Raw genomic sequence first — 13671 nt, forward strand, 5'->3', positions numbered from 1 at the left:
AATGATAAGCCATAAAATAATGATTTGGAATATTTGGAAAAACAAAGAAGCTGTTAAAGCCCATTTCACGAAAAAACATACAAAAGACGTTCAAAAAAAGCATTAACGGAAGTCGATGGTTAATGAAAAGCAGTGTGAATGAGTAAAAGATACATTCAAAAATCAACAAATAATAATGAAGTGGAAACTCGTTTGATTGATTTTGTTAACTCTGCCACCAATCGCCATTTTCATTTAGCAATCATCAGATGTACAATTCAATCGACCTTGAAATTAAAGGGCTGATCAGAATCGAATATATTTGTTCAAAGGCAACAACTAACTTGATAGGGTAAATGTCGCTGGTTCGAGACGTTATATCAACGTTTCTATCCGTTTTTTTATTGCGTTGGTTTAGTCGTATTGAGACGCAGGTTAGAGGTGGATTTTAGCATTTCTTATTCTATTAAAATGGAATGGGAAGCGGGGAATACTGGATCATAGAACACTCCAAAACATAAAAATCGCTCTTTCCGGAACCTTCGGTAAAAAACAAAACTTTTGACTCTATGATTTCACGTTATAATGTAAACGGTTACATTTATAGGATACTGACAGGAAGGATAGAAAAACAGATGAAATACATGAATACAAGACAAAAAGAGATTTTGTATCTGTTGTTATCTGAACCTGATGACTATTTAGTTGTGCAAGATTTCGCAGACAGGGTACAGTGTTCTGAGAAAACGATCAGGAATGACTTGAAAGCGATCGAGGATTATCTCAATGAACATTCTCATGCCCAGCTCATTCGGAAACCAGGGTTAGGCGTCTTTTTACATATAGAGGAACAGGAAAGGGCCTGGTTAAGCCAACAATTACATACAGTACATGTCCGTTCTAGGCGGCGGACCGATGAAGAAAGAATGCTGCAAATGGCTTATGACCTATTAATGAATGTAAAGCCTGTTTCCGCAAAAGAAATGGCCGCTCAGCATTTTGTCAATCGATCTTCTATTAAAAAGGATCTATGTGCGGTAGAGGAGTGGCTGAAGCGATTTGATCTCACACTGGTTTCGAGGCAGCGGCTTGGATTAAAAGTTGAAGGGAACGAAAAAAATAAAAGAAAAGCACTGGCAAGAATATCTGATTTGATTGAAAGCACCGAGTTTGCTAGCCAATTTATGAAAAGGCAGTTTTTAAGTTATGAAGTTGGCTTTGTGACGAAAGAAATCAAAGCATTACAAAATAAGCATTCTCTCTATTTTACAGATGAAACGTTTGAGAATTTGCTGCTGCATACGTTGTTCATGATCCGACGAATCAAAATGAAGCAGCCGATCTCGATATCTCCAAGAGAGCTGGCGGCCGTAAAAAGGAAGAAAGAATATCAATGGACTCTTGCTTGTTTACAACGGCTTGAGCCGGTTTTTGCCATCCGTTTTCCTGAAGAAGAAGCCGTGTATTTAACATTACATATATTGGGCGGGAAAGTTCGTTATCACTTACAGCAGCAAGAAGAGACCCTTGAAAACGCTGTGCTTCCTAAGGTGGTAAGGCATTTAATCCATCGTGTTTCAGAGCTGAAAATGCTGGATTTTCACAAAGACCAGGATTTGATTAACGGATTGAGCATTCATTTGAATACTGTGTTACAACGGCTGAGCTACGATCTTTCTGTATCAAATCCTATGCTTTATGACATCAAAAAGATGTATCCTTATTTGTTTCACCTGATCATTGACGTTTTGGAAGACATCAATCAAACGTTTGATCTTCCTATTCCCGAGGAAGAGGCGGCATATTTGACACTGCATTTTCAGGCAGCGATCGAACGAATGCATCACAACAGCGAGACGCGTAAAAAGGCGATCATCGTCTGCCACATGGGCATTGGGATGTCACAATTGCTGCGGACGAAAATTGAACGGAAATGTCATCAAATCGCTGTCATGGCTTGTATCGCAAAATCGGATTTAGCGGACTTTATAAAAAAACATGAGGATATTGATCTTGTCATCTCCACCGTTGCTTTGGAATATATAACGATTCCTCACATTGTTGTATCACCGCTTTTAGAGCCTGGCGATGAGAAAGAATTGAACGTATTTATCGATCAGCTTGAAAAATCGCAACGCGAAAACAAAACATTTCAAATGCTGAACAATACGACGCCTTTTTTGGTATTTTTGCAGCAAGAAACAGAGCACCGCTACAAGGTAATTGAACAGCTGTCGATTGCTTTGTTTGAGAAAGGCTATGTTGAAAAAGAGTATGCTGTTCATGCGGTGAAGAGGGAGAAAATGGCGGCGACAAATATCGGGGCAGGCATAGCTATTCCTCATGCAAACGTTACATATATCAAACAATCAGCCATCGCGATTGCCACATTAAAAGAACCGCTTGATTGGGGAAATGAGAAAGTATCGCTTGTTTTTATGCTCGCTGTCAAACACGAGGATCAAAATATGACAAAGCAGCTGTTTCGTGAGCTTTCATATCTCAGTGAGCAGCCGGCTTTCGTCCAGAAGCTGACGAAAGAAACAGACGTCATGACATTTTTATCTTATTTGGATTATTAAAGCAGGGATTGATTCCTTGCTTTTTTTGTTTATAAGGAAAAATGCCTTTATTTCCGGAATTAACGGTAAAATAAAGCCATTTTTACGGCCAGATTTCAGTATACAGTTGAGACAAGATCTTATGATTCATCGTGTAAAGGAGGATGTATATGAAACTGTTGGCGATAACCTCTTGTCCGAACGGAATTGCCCATACATATATGGCAGCGGAAAATCTGCAAAAAGCTGCCGACAGATTAGGCGTTTCCATCAAAGTCGAGACCCAGGGCGGAATCGGAGTGGAAAATGAGCTAACCGCGGAGGACATTCGGGAAGCGGACACGATCATTATTGCGGCAGACCGCTCGGTAAACAAAGACCGGTTTATAGGAAAAAAATTGCTGTCTGTCGGGGTTCAGGAGGGCATTCGCAAACCGGAAGAATTGATTCAAAAGGCACTTAGCGGGGATATCCCGGTCTACCATTCCGCTTCAAAACCGGTATCAATCAATCAACAGGAGAAGAAACAAAATCCGATTTACCGACATTTGATGAATGGTGTTTCGTTTATGGTTCCTTTCATTGTCGTCGGCGGTTTACTGATAGCGATTGCATTAACGCTTGGGGGCGAAAAAACGCCAAAAGGCTTAGTCATTCCGGATGATTCTTTCTGGAAAACGATTGAACAGATCGGCAGTGCTTCCTTTTCGTTCATGATTCCGATATTAGCCGGGTATATCGCCTATAGTATCGCTGATAAACCGGGGCTTGTGCCTGGGATGATCGGCGGATATATTGCAGCGACTGGAAGTTTTTATGACAGCGCAAGCGGCGCCGGTTTCCTTGGCGGCATCATTGCCGGATTTTTGGCCGGGTATGCTGCCCTTTGGATCAAAAAAATAAAAGTTCCAAAAGCAATCCAGCCGATTATGCCGATTATTATTATCCCGGTGTTTGCATCACTGATTGTAGGTTTGGCGTTTGTGTGTTTGATCGGCGCACCTGTAGCCCAAATATTCGAATCTTTAACGGTATGGCTGGCAGGTATGAAAGGGTCGAGCTCCATCCTGCTGGCATTGATTTTAGGTGCGATGATCTCATTTGATATGGGCGGTCCCGTAAACAAAGTGGCATTTCTGTTTGGATCGGCCATGATCGGAGAAGGAAACTATGAAATTATGGGACCGATTGCCGCCGCCATTTGTATACCGCCGATCGGCCTCGGCATTGCAACGTTTTTAGGGAAAAGAAAGTTCGAGGCATCGCAAAGAGAAATGGGGAAAGCGGCATTTACGATGGGACTCTTCGGTATCACTGAGGGAGCCATTCCATTTGCGGCGCAGGACCCTCTTCGGGTCATCCCCAGTATTATGGCGGGTTCTATGACGGGTTCTGTGATTGCGATGATAGGAAATGTCGGAGACAGAGTGGCGCATGGCGGACCTATCGTCGCAGTGCTTGGCGCAGTTGATCATGTTTTGATGTTTTTTATTGCTGTGATTGCGGGATCTCTTGTCACTGCTCTGTTCATCAATGTATTAAAAAAGGATATTACGGTGGCGTCCCCTGTGCTCAGCGAAACTGCACCGCCAAGTGAAGCTGCTGCGGCAAAAGAAATACCGCAGCCGACTCAAGCCGAAAGTCAAAAAGCCGGGATGACGGAAATCAAAAAACTGACAGACATCATCAGCCCAGAGCTGATCGACCCACATTTATCCGGGGAGACCAGGGACGACATTATTGATGAAATGATTCAACAGCTGTCACAGAGAGGTATGCTGCTGTCCGAGAGCGGGTTTAAACAAGCCATTTTGAAGCGTGAACAACAAGGCACAACGGCGATTGGCATGAATATCGCAATTCCGCACGGAAAATCTGAGTCGGTCAGGGAGCCGAGTGTTGCCTTTGGGATCAAACGATCAGGCGTTGGCTGGAACAGCCTCGATGGATCAGATGCGAAATTAATCTTTATGATAGCTGTCCCGGAAGATAGCAGAGGGAACCAGCATTTGAAAATATTGCAGATGTTATCCCGGAAACTAATGGATGACAGTTATAGGAAGCGGCTGCTCTCCGTGCAAACAAAAGAAGAGGCATACAAGCTGCTGGATGAAATCGTGTAATGCGGGGGGATTTTCATGACGACTGAACCGTTATTTTTCAAGCCTGTTTTCAAAGAGAGGATTTGGGGCGGCGCCGCTTTAGCTGATTTCGGTTATCACATTCCGTCAGAACGAACAGGGGAATGCTGGGCTTTTGCTGCTCATAAAAATGGGCAAAGCGTTGTTCAAAACGGGATGTATAAAGGGTTCACACTCTGCGAATTATGGGAGCACCACAGATATTTATTCGGACAGCTTGAAGGGGACCGTTTCCCTCTGCTTACAAAAATATTAGATGCGGACCAAGATTTATCCGTTCAGGTGCATCCGAACGATGAGTTCGCCAAAATACATGAAAACGGAGAGCACGGAAAAACCGAATGCTGGTACATCATTGATTGCGAAAAAGACGCAGAGATCATTTACGGCCACAACGCAAAAACAAAGGAAGAACTGATCTCGATGATTGAACTTGGAGAATGGGACGAGCTCTTGCGCCGCGTAAAGGTAAAGCCGGGGGATTTCTTCTATGTGCCAAGCGGTACCGTTCATGCGATTGGAAAAGGCATTCTCGTTTTAGAAACACAGCAGAATTCTGATACAACCTACAGATTATATGATTACGAGCGAAAAAATGGAGAAGGCAATATGCGCGAGCTTCATCTGGAGAAGAGCTTAGAAGTCATAGAGGTTCCATCCATTCCAGATCGTCACACTATTCAATATGAACAAACAGATGATTTGCTTACAACCACGTTTGTTGAATGTGCTTACTTTACAGTGGAAAAATGGCGTTTAACAGGAGCTGCGACATTAAAACAGCAAAAAACGTTCCTTCTGGTCAGTGTGATTGAAGGAGAAGGCCGTATGATCTCCGGTGTGAATATCAATACCTTCAAAAAAGGAGATCATATACTGCTGCCGTACGGTTTTGGAGCATTTAAACTGGAGGGGCGGGCAGAGTGCATCGTATCTCATTTATGAAACGATCTAGATAACAAGTGCATCAATTCACGCTTGGCTTGACGGTCGCAGAATGGAAAACCCTTCTTAAATGGAAGGGTTTTTTGATGGTATGAAAGGATGTGATCAGCTTCCTTCATTTTAAACCACATCAAGCAATGCAAAATCACCAAATAAAAGAGCTGTTATTTATCCGTATTGCTTCATCTTCGAGCCATTTCTTTTCAGTTATCAAGATAGAACAGGTAAGAATGGGAACGAATGAAAGAAAGCATGCTGGACAAACTGATAGGGATGAAAATGAAGAAAGGAGGATGAAAATGAAAAAATGGCTGCAAATGATAAGTGTGTTGTTCCTATCCAGTTTTGTATTAATGGGCTGTAATAATGATCAAGATGAAAATAATGACAACAACGCCCCAGATGTTGAAGAGAACGATCAAGATCATAACGGAAACAACCAAGATACGGACAATAACAACGTGCCAGGTGTCGATGAGGATGATACCATCAATCAAGATGATGAAAACGATAATGAAGCTGATCCAGAAGATCCAGTTGAGGATGCTGAAGATACCGATAAAGATAAGAAAGATGAATAAGGAAACGGAATTAATCATTGTTGAACCCGCTCTCAGTATAGAGGGAGGGTTTTCCCTCTTTTTATGGGAGCCTGCTTTTGTTTTAATTGCTCACCAATTGGCATGCAAAGGTTCCCGGCCTATATTGATGCAGCGCTTGATTTTATCATTGGTCAGTGCAGGGAAAATCGGTATGGAGCTAAAAATAGTGCAGCAAGAATAAGCCTAAGCCAAAGCATGTGAGTAATCATTTGCTGAACTTGTATACATGGTACGCAACGAGATTGGGATATAAAGGGCAAATGAAAAAGCTTAGACCCATAGACTAAGCTTTTTACGCATCTCTTTCAAATATCATTTCAAAATAAGCAGCCGCTCCATACCCGTTGATACTGGGCGCAAAAATCTGAATGAACTTCCAGCCTTCTTTGGCATAGTCATGGATGATTTGCTGGTAGTCTTCTTTAGGCCTTCTTCTCATCGTACTCAGTTCAACTCTTACGAATTCATACTCCTTCATCGTTTGATACCTCCTTGTGAAGGTATACGTTAGATTGGCAAAAAAGTTTCGAAGTCTTTAAGAAAGTAGTGAAAGTGGAATTTTTATTCAAATGGAAATATAAATTCATTCAAGAGGGAGAAGCCTCATAAGTTTTTGATCTAGATAGGTTTCCTTTTTACTTCTCTTTATGTTTATGTACTAAATATAGCAACATGTCTATTCTTTTGTTTGTTTTTGGCTTATAATACCTGATAATGAAAAAAAGAGTTCGAGTTTATGAGTGGAGAGTGATATGTATTTGTTAGCAATTTTATTTTTGTGGTTTTGCACACACCCGATACTAGGCTGGGGGACGTACTGTCTTTTCGTTTATGGATTTATTTTTTCTTGTATTGGTTTTAAGAAAAAAGTACACGTCCCGATCCACGTATTAAGGATGCTATATATTTTTTTCATGCCGTTACTACATTTTCTAATGTTCTTATTTTCATTAGGAGAGAGTACAGCAGCAGCCGGTTCGAGCTTTCCGCCGCTTAGTTTATCGCAAAAGATTTATTTTTTTTCAGAAGCGTTTTTCATTTGTTTGCCTGAACTTAGCAAATGGCTGGCTGAAAAAACAAGGACCTCATCCAATCAAAACATGCAGTGATGCAGGCATGTTTTTTCTCCGAATGGAGTTTGCATGATCAATGTAAGAAAGCGATGGTATTTCATGAACAAAGAAACCTTAAAATACATACTCATGATTTTTTCAATATGTGCAACTCTTCATGAAACCGATGGTATGCGTATTGCTGATAGCTGGATTTTGAGTGAGATCGTCCGGTTCTTGATTTGCATGGCTGTGTTTTTTTGCGTGGCATTTCTATTAGAGGCTGTGTTTCCAAACAAAAAAGAGTCACATTAATGTGTGGCTCTTTTGCATGATGATCACCTAATCAATAACATGACAAATGAATCTGCCATCATGAAGAAAAACAGCAAGCAAAAATAAACGAGCGAGTAGATAAACATATCCTTTGCCCACTTCACGTCATCGTCCGTTTTGAATCCCTGGATGCTTTTTTTGATCCATATGCCTCCGAGAATCAGGGCTGCTAAGAAATAAAATGAGCTGATATAGCCGGCGGGAAGAGAGAAAGGAAATAATAGTGTGACCGGCACCAGAACTGCAATATATTGAAGCATTTTTATTTTTGTTACATGATTTCCTTTTACAACAGGCAAGAGCGGAACGCCCGCTGCCCGATATTCTTCTTTGCGTCTGATTCCAATCGCCCAAAAATGCGGCGGCTGCCACAGAAACATGATTGCGTACAACAGCACTGCAGTCATACTGATGTCACCGGTTACCGCACAATACCCCATCAATGGCGGCGCAGCTCCGGGAAAGCTCCCGACAAATGTACTCCACACAGAAGTTCGTTTCACCCATACGGTATAGATAATTGCATAAAAAATAAAAGCGGCCAGTCCGAGAAGGGCGGTTAATGGATTGAGGGAGTAGAGCATCGCAAGACCGGTGATTCCTAAAACAGAACCATACGTGACGATCATGGCTGGCGGCATTTTCCCTGTGACCGACGCTCTGCTGCGGGTGCGCGCCATTTTTGCGTCCATATGCCGGTCAAAATAATTGTTATAGACAGTGCCGGAAGCCATAACAAACGCGGTTCCGAGCATTGCTGTCACCATTGTCATCAAAAAAGCCATTCCTGTTAATGGTTTTTCTGCGCTTGCAAACGCGATCCAGAATCCACCGAAGGCAGCGATCGAGTTTGATATGATAATCCCGGGTTTTGCAAGTTTGATAAAATCGTAAACTGTTACCCGATTTGAAGGTTTTATGTATTTGGCTTCAGAAATGGCTGCAGAATCACTTGTATTCTCCAAAAAGACACCTCCCCAAGACTGCATGCTTTTGTCATCGTAACAAGACGGCTATAGAATCACAATTATTTCCTAGATTTGTCATAATATTGTCGTTTTTAAAACAAAAAAATGGGGAGCTGGACTGCCCCCATTTTGGTTAATGGCGCTTAGTATCCGTATCCTCCGCCATATCCTCCGCCATATCCTCCGCCGAAACCGCCGCCGAAGCCGCCGCCATAACCGGACCATGGATAGTAAGGCGGTCGTGGGCGAGGGTAATAGTAAGGCGGCCGCGGATAGAACGGTCTTGGGTAATAATAAGGCGGATAAAAAGGCGGTCGTGGGCGCGGATAATAATAAGGCTGTCTTTCATCATAAGGTGTCATTTGTTCAAATGGCTGTTCATTCAAAGGGTATTCCAAAAGGAAAACCTCCCTAGCTTTTTTTATTCCTTTTACCATATTCTCGATGTTTGAGTTGGGTGTATGTACATTCTTAAAATCGTTTTTTTATGATGAATTCTCTGAAGAAAAGGATTGACAAGAACTTCTAAATCTCATAACATTACAAATGTGAAATAAATATTACTTTAATATTACAAAAATATTTCTAAATAGATACAGTTTTAACTAATGAAACATAAATCGACATGGTCATGAAGGAAGGAATTTGGGGTGTTGGCAAAAAGAATCAAATGGTTTCATATCTTATTAACAGTTGTATGTGTGGCAGGCCTTATTGGCTTTTTCTATAATTCACTGAAAAAAGAAACAGTCATGACGAAAGTAAAGGCTGATTCTCAATATGGGAATGTGGAGATCGCAACGCTTGTGAATGACGGTAAAACGTTCAATTACGCGGTCAATTATCCTGTTTTTAAAAATGAAAAAATAGATGGGGTATTAAAGAGTTTCGCAGAGAAAGAGGTACGCCAATTTCAAAAGGAAACGAAAGACGTCGATCAGGAACATACGAAAAAACGCAACGAATTAAACGTTGATTATAACATTGCCCATTATGCCAAGCAGACAGTAGCGATTGTATTTCATGAATATCAATATATCTCCGGTGCACATGGACAAACCATGACAAAAACGTTTAACTATGATTTTAGTAAGCAAGCTTTTCTTTCAATTGATGATATTTTCAAAGAGGACGCCGACTATTTACATGAGCTTTCGTTCATTGCGTATCATGAGTTGAAAAAAGATAAGGACATTCGTGCGGATGATGCCTTATTAAAGGAAGGAACGGCACCGAAAAAAGAAAATTTCAGCCGCTTTGCCATCAAGCAAGATTATATCGAATTTTATTTCGATATGTATCAGGTCGCGGCAGGCTATCTTGGAGAGCGATCGATTGCCATTAAGAAAAGCCTTTTAAAAGACATTGTGAAAGAGCAATATATGGATAAAGAAAAAACAAAAATAAAATTAAAGAGCAAAAGCCGAAGCATGAAGTGATTTCATTGCCAAAAGAGGAAACGATTGATCCCCATCAAAAAGTCATCGCTCTTACTTTCGATGACGGCCCGAATCCTGCGACAACAAATCAGATTTTGGACGCCTTGAAGAAACATAAGGGGCATGCCACGTTTTTTGTTCTTGGGAGCAGGGTGCAATATTATCCGGAAACACTGAAAAGGATGCTGAAAGAAGGGAATGAGGTGGGGAACCATTCATGGAGCCATCCGCTTCTCACAAGGCTTTCAGTGAAAGAAGCGTTAAAGCAGATTAACGACACGCAGGATGTGATTGAAAAAGTAAGCGGATACCGCCCAACGCTTGTAAGGCCTCCATACGGCGGCATTAATGATGAGCTGCGGAGCCAGTTGAAAATGGATGTCGCATTATGGGATGTTGATCCGGAAGATTGGAAAGAACGCAATAAAAAAACGATCGTTGACCGGGTCATGAGTCAGGCGGGAGATGGAAGAACCATCTTGATTCACGATATTTACCGCACCTCTGCTGATGCGGCCGATGAAATCATCAAAAAACTCACCGATCAAGGCTATCAATTGGTGACGGTCTCCCAGCTTGAAGAAGTTAAAAAACAAAGAGAAGCGAATTAATACGAAAAGGCTGCCGCGGATGTTTTCCGTTTGGGCAGCCTTTTTTCTTTTTAGTAAGAGCCTGTGGTGGCCCAAACATTGAGATTCGGCCCTGAATACTTGCCGAAAGCGTAAGAAGTCCTTGGGTCTAAATCATAGACCATCGGTGTATAACAAGATTTTTGGCCGGCCACCGCTTTTCCGTTGCCGCCTGCAGAATCACAATTGTATCTCTTTTTGTCCGTGTTCCGTGTAATCTCCGCATTTGCTTCAAAGCCTGTTGCCAATGTGTTGTTCATCGTGATTTTTGCCCAAGCCGTTTTACATGTACTGCTGAATTTAAGCTCGACCACTCCGATGACTTGATTGTTGGCATTCACTAAGTTTGAAGATTTTTTTGTAGTGCCGCTGGACGCGCAATCATTGTAATAAGGGCTTTTTCCATCGTAGGCATGGGTTTCCGCATTGGCGGGCGCTCCTTTAAAGGCAAACATAAATACAACTGCGAATAACACCAATGAAGCCTTTGCAAACCGTTTTTTCATGTCCTTTATGACCTCCCTCATATGGCAAACAATACATCATACGGGGGAACAATCAAAACATGCATGCTTTTTTGTGAACAATAAAGGCGGCCGGGAGGATGGAGCTCCCGGCCGCCTTTGGTATGAGGTTAAGCTTTTACATCAATGGTTTGCCCGAGCGTCGGATGCTGAATCATCTTTAAGGTTTGATCGGCATTTTGCTGGGCGGTATCCAGCATTTTTTTCGTTAAGGCGATCTCAACATTTTGGGCAAGTGATGCTTGATGCATCGCAACTGATAAAGCGGGAATATCCATCGTTCCACCTCCTATGCCTTACCTATCGGCGGCTTTGGATGATTTTACAGTGCAAAAGGGCTTAATTTTGCATGTTGACCCTTACGCTGCGGCATACCGTATGTTTTTAACAAGGGGGAAATCAGGATGAAACTTGTAATGGAAAAAACCTTTGAGCAATATGAAAAGTTGTTTTCAATGGAAGAACAGAAAAGAGTTGATGAGTTTCGGTATACGATGATGGAGCCATTTGAAAAGATGTGGAGCGCCATTCAGGTTCCGCTGAGCGCGAAGGAGCCGAACGGCTATGATGTCATCATGGCTGTGAAAATGCTTGGTTATTTGGATGTCCGTGATGTTGAAGCCGGGCAGAAAGCCCTGCAAATACTGAAAGAATCATGTGCTGAAGAGACAGCTGAATCTGCGCTGCGGCAATGTATCCATTTTGCTGAGCGTGCACAGCTGCGGGTAAATGCAGACAAGATCAAATTCGGACTTTATATCGCTGATCCCACGAAACTTCAGCTGCAAAAAGGCTACTGCGGATTTGGCGGGATACCGGGCTTTATTCATGTATGGATGAAGCCGGACAGCTATAACCTGCCGAGGATTCCTTCCATTATTGCTCACGAGTTTCATCATAATCTGCGGTTTTCGTATGTTGATTTTCATCATGGCTCTGTGAGTGTCGGGGATTATCTTGTGATTGAAGGGTTGGCTGAGTCATTTGCCAGAGAACTGTTTGGCGATGAGCAGTTGGGTCCTTGGGTAACACGTTTTGATCAAGAAGATCTGCGGTATTCCATTGATGTCATCAATGAGGTGCTGGATGTGAAAGGCTTTTCGGAGGTGAGCCGTTATATGTTTGGTGATCCAATCGCGAAAGTCCAAGGCTATGAGCCTGCGGGATTATCAGCCTTTGCCGGTTATGCGGTTGGGTATCATGCCGTTCAGTCATTTATGGCTCAACATCAAGTTACAATAAGCGAGGCAACGCTCTTGGATGCGGAGACCATTCTTTCTCAATGCGGGCTGTTTGGCAACTGAAAAAAGCGTCACATGTTGCGGCGCTTTTTGAGTCCCAGAACGAACAATTCCATGGCGGAACAGAGTGCAATTCCGATCGTATACGCCTCGATATCGCTCCATAAAAACCCGTATCCCAGTACAAGGCCGCCAAGAGAAGTGTCTCTGATCTGGTCGATCCAATCTGCGTGATACAGCTGGCTGATTTCAATGAAAAAACAGAAAGAAAGGCTGATAATGCCCGTCATTATTGTCGTCATTTTCTGAAATGAAAACCCGCATCCCGTAAAGATCATGGCGGCCCACAGCGAGTCTCCCAGATAAGGATTGACAGCATCCGGCAGAACACTGGAGAATGTTCTGGATCCCAGCCCTATCGTCATGATGATGACGGTAAGAGCTGCATATATCCATCGTTTGCGCTTCATTGAAAATTGATACCCCGTCTCTGCTCAACTCCCATGATTGTAAGGGAAATTCCTCTGCTTGTCCAATCAAAAAGCGGCTGCCGAGCCGCATCATGTATTTATTTTGCTTTAAGGTTTACATGATCAGCGGTTTGGTCCGTGCCTATTACAAAATGGAGTTCATATCGGCCTGTATCATATACATAATCGATTTGGTCGGTGAACGGGACGGTTAACACTCGATTTGCACGTCCTAATTCATTTCGCAGCACTTCCGGGGTAACGCCGCCTACATTCTGCTGCCGCTCCACGCCGGTTCCAAAGTAGCGGATTTCTGAAATGGTCATGTCTTGATGGTAGGAAAACCCATAGCCCGGCTGCCCCATATTCCAGTGATATAATTCAAATCGATTGTCTCCTGCACTCGGTCTTTCCGGTTCCCCTAATGCGGCATGGACGTCGCCTTTCGTACTTTTGTTAATGACAAGGCCTTGCGCCTGCTTAGGCATTTCCCCTTTATAGGCGGTGTTGTAGAGATCTTTGACAAGCTCGCCGGCGGATTGATTCGTGTCTTCGGAGAGCGTGGCTGCTTGAGTTTGACTTGGAAAGGGTGCTGCGCCAACGCCGGATAGAGTGCCTGACAGTGCGGCTGCCGCTGTTAGAACAGACATTGTTTTTTTCATGCGATCCCTCCTTTTTTATCTATCATCCCGTTTCCCGGTGTGATTGGGATAAAACATTTGAGTGCGCTTTGGATGTTTTATTAATCACTTGTAAGGGAACAGAAATGGGTGATTCGGTATAT

13 protein-coding genes and 2 pseudogenes are annotated in these 13671 nt (G+C 42.7%); 8 read left to right on the top strand and 7 right to left on the bottom strand.

Annotated features, from left to right (window positions below; all coding sequences use genetic code 11):
* Window positions 1–13 precede the first annotated feature (13 nt).
* From SC79_RS21205 to SC79_RS01705, 6 genes and pseudogenes are all read left to right on the top strand, one after another.
* Window positions 14–146: pseudogene (locus SC79_RS21205) on the top strand (putative quinol monooxygenase); the annotation flags it as partial.
* A 468-nt stretch (window positions 147–614) separates the two neighbouring features.
* A complete protein-coding gene (locus SC79_RS01685) occupies window positions 615–2561 on the top strand; it encodes a BglG family transcription antiterminator (RefSeq protein ID WP_039073601.1) in 1947 nt (648 codons plus the stop codon).
* A 149-nt stretch (window positions 2562–2710) separates the two neighbouring features.
* On the top strand, window positions 2711–4663 hold the full coding sequence (locus tag SC79_RS01690) for a fructose-specific PTS transporter subunit EIIC (protein ID WP_039073602.1): 1953 nt from the start codon (window positions 2711–2713) through the stop codon (window positions 4661–4663).
* 15 nt (window positions 4664–4678) lie between these two features.
* Window positions 4679–5626: a mannose-6-phosphate isomerase, class I gene (gene manA / locus SC79_RS01695; protein WP_039073603.1), complete on the top strand. Its 948-nt coding sequence runs from the start codon at window positions 4679–4681 to the stop codon at window positions 5624–5626.
* A gap of 299 nt (window positions 5627–5925) precedes the next feature.
* Window positions 5926–6207, top strand: coding sequence for a hypothetical protein (locus SC79_RS01700; protein ID WP_039073884.1), 282 nt, complete (start codon window positions 5926–5928; stop codon window positions 6205–6207).
* Complete coding sequence (locus tag SC79_RS01705) at window positions 6200–6409, top strand: hypothetical protein (protein WP_039073604.1); 210 nt, start codon at window positions 6200–6202, stop codon at window positions 6407–6409. The genes SC79_RS01700 and SC79_RS01705 overlap by 8 nt, the downstream gene beginning before the upstream one ends.
* A 111-nt stretch (window positions 6410–6520) precedes the next feature.
* Here SC79_RS01705 and SC79_RS01710 read toward each other — a convergent pair whose 3' ends face one another.
* The 3 genes from SC79_RS01710 to SC79_RS01730 all read right to left on the bottom strand — a co-directional run bounded on the left by SC79_RS01710 (window position 6521) and on the right by SC79_RS01730 (window position 8982).
* Window positions 6521–6706 carry a DUF4177 domain-containing protein gene (locus SC79_RS01710; protein WP_039073605.1) on the bottom strand — a complete coding sequence of 62 codons (186 nt, stop codon included), beginning with the start codon at window positions 6704–6706 and terminating at the stop codon, window positions 6521–6523.
* A gap of 912 nt (window positions 6707–7618) precedes the next feature.
* Window positions 7619–8605, bottom strand: a complete 987-nt coding sequence (gene cyoE, locus SC79_RS01725; protein WP_052245550.1) for a heme o synthase — start codon at window positions 8603–8605, stop codon at window positions 7619–7621.
* Window positions 8606–8727: 122 nt separating this feature from the next.
* Complete coding sequence (locus SC79_RS01730) at window positions 8728–8982, bottom strand: hypothetical protein (protein ID WP_039073608.1); 255 nt, start codon at window positions 8980–8982, stop codon at window positions 8728–8730.
* 252 nt (window positions 8983–9234) lie between these two features.
* Here SC79_RS01730 and SC79_RS01735 point away from each other — a divergent pair.
* Window positions 9235–10634: pseudogene (locus SC79_RS01735) on the top strand (polysaccharide deacetylase family protein).
* A gap of 50 nt (window positions 10635–10684) precedes the next feature.
* On the opposite strand, the gene SC79_RS01740 reads toward SC79_RS01735, so the two are convergent.
* Together SC79_RS01740 and SC79_RS19710 are read right to left on the bottom strand one after the other, a co-directional pair.
* On the bottom strand, window positions 10685–11158 hold the full coding sequence (locus tag SC79_RS01740) for a YjfA family protein (RefSeq protein ID WP_039073609.1): 474 nt from the start codon (window positions 11156–11158) through the stop codon (window positions 10685–10687).
* A 128-nt stretch (window positions 11159–11286) separates the two neighbouring features.
* Window positions 11287–11454: a YjfB family protein gene (locus tag SC79_RS19710; protein ID WP_052245551.1), complete on the bottom strand. Its 168-nt coding sequence runs from the start codon at window positions 11452–11454 to the stop codon at window positions 11287–11289.
* Between the two features lie 126 nt (window positions 11455–11580).
* On the opposite strand from SC79_RS19710, the gene SC79_RS01745 reads away from it, so the two are divergent.
* On the top strand, window positions 11581–12480 hold the full coding sequence (locus SC79_RS01745) for a DUF2268 domain-containing protein (protein ID WP_039073610.1): 900 nt from the start codon (window positions 11581–11583) through the stop codon (window positions 12478–12480).
* Window positions 12481–12488: 8 nt separating this feature from the next.
* Here the strand turns inward: SC79_RS01745 and SC79_RS01750 are convergent, their stop codons facing one another.
* Together SC79_RS01750 and SC79_RS01755 are read right to left on the bottom strand one after the other, a co-directional pair.
* Entirely contained in the window at window positions 12489–12887 is a 399-nt protein-coding gene (locus tag SC79_RS01750; protein WP_039073611.1) for a ribosomal maturation YjgA family protein, read from the bottom strand.
* Between the two features lie 98 nt (window positions 12888–12985).
* Entirely contained in the window at window positions 12986–13549 is a 564-nt protein-coding gene (locus tag SC79_RS01755; protein ID WP_039073612.1) for a YjgB family protein, read from the bottom strand.
* Window positions 13550–13671: the final 122 nt, after the last annotated feature.

It is taken from the genome of Bacillus sp. MSP13, assembly GCF_000815295.1.
Lineage (GTDB): Bacteria > Bacillota > Bacilli > Bacillales > Bacillaceae > Bacillus > Bacillus vallismortis.

Bases quoted from the DNA above. Each gene is read 5' to 3' on its own strand.
- SC79_RS01685 (WP_039073601.1), top strand. From the start codon at position 615: ATGAAATACATGAATACAAGACAAAAAGAGATTTTGTATCTGTTGTTA.
- SC79_RS01690 (WP_039073602.1), top strand. From the start codon at position 2,711: ATGAAACTGTTGGCGATAACCTCTTGTCCGAACGGAATTGCCCATACA.
- manA (WP_039073603.1), top strand. From the start codon at position 4,679: ATGACGACTGAACCGTTATTTTTCAAGCCTGTTTTCAAAGAGAGGATT.
- SC79_RS01700 (WP_039073884.1), top strand. From the start codon at position 5,926: ATGAAAAAATGGCTGCAAATGATAAGTGTGTTGTTCCTATCCAGTTTT.
- SC79_RS01705 (WP_039073604.1), top strand. From the start codon at position 6,200: ATGAATAAGGAAACGGAATTAATCATTGTTGAACCCGCTCTCAGTATA.
- SC79_RS01710 (WP_039073605.1), bottom strand. From the start codon at position 6,706: ATGAAGGAGTATGAATTCGTAAGAGTTGAACTGAGTACGATGAGAAGA.
- cyoE (WP_052245550.1), bottom strand. From the start codon at position 8,605: ATGCAGTCTTGGGGAGGTGTCTTTTTGGAGAATACAAGTGATTCTGCA.
- SC79_RS01740 (WP_039073609.1), bottom strand. From the start codon at position 11,158: ATGAAAAAACGGTTTGCAAAGGCTTCATTGGTGTTATTCGCAGTTGTA.
- SC79_RS19710 (WP_052245551.1), bottom strand. From the start codon at position 11,454: ATGGATATTCCCGCTTTATCAGTTGCGATGCATCAAGCATCACTTGCC.
- SC79_RS01745 (WP_039073610.1), top strand. From the start codon at position 11,581: ATGAAACTTGTAATGGAAAAAACCTTTGAGCAATATGAAAAGTTGTTT.
- SC79_RS01750 (WP_039073611.1), bottom strand. From the start codon at position 12,887: ATGAAGCGCAAACGATGGATATATGCAGCTCTTACCGTCATCATCATG.
- SC79_RS01755 (WP_039073612.1), bottom strand. From the start codon at position 13,549: ATGAAAAAAACAATGTCTGTTCTAACAGCGGCAGCCGCACTGTCAGGC.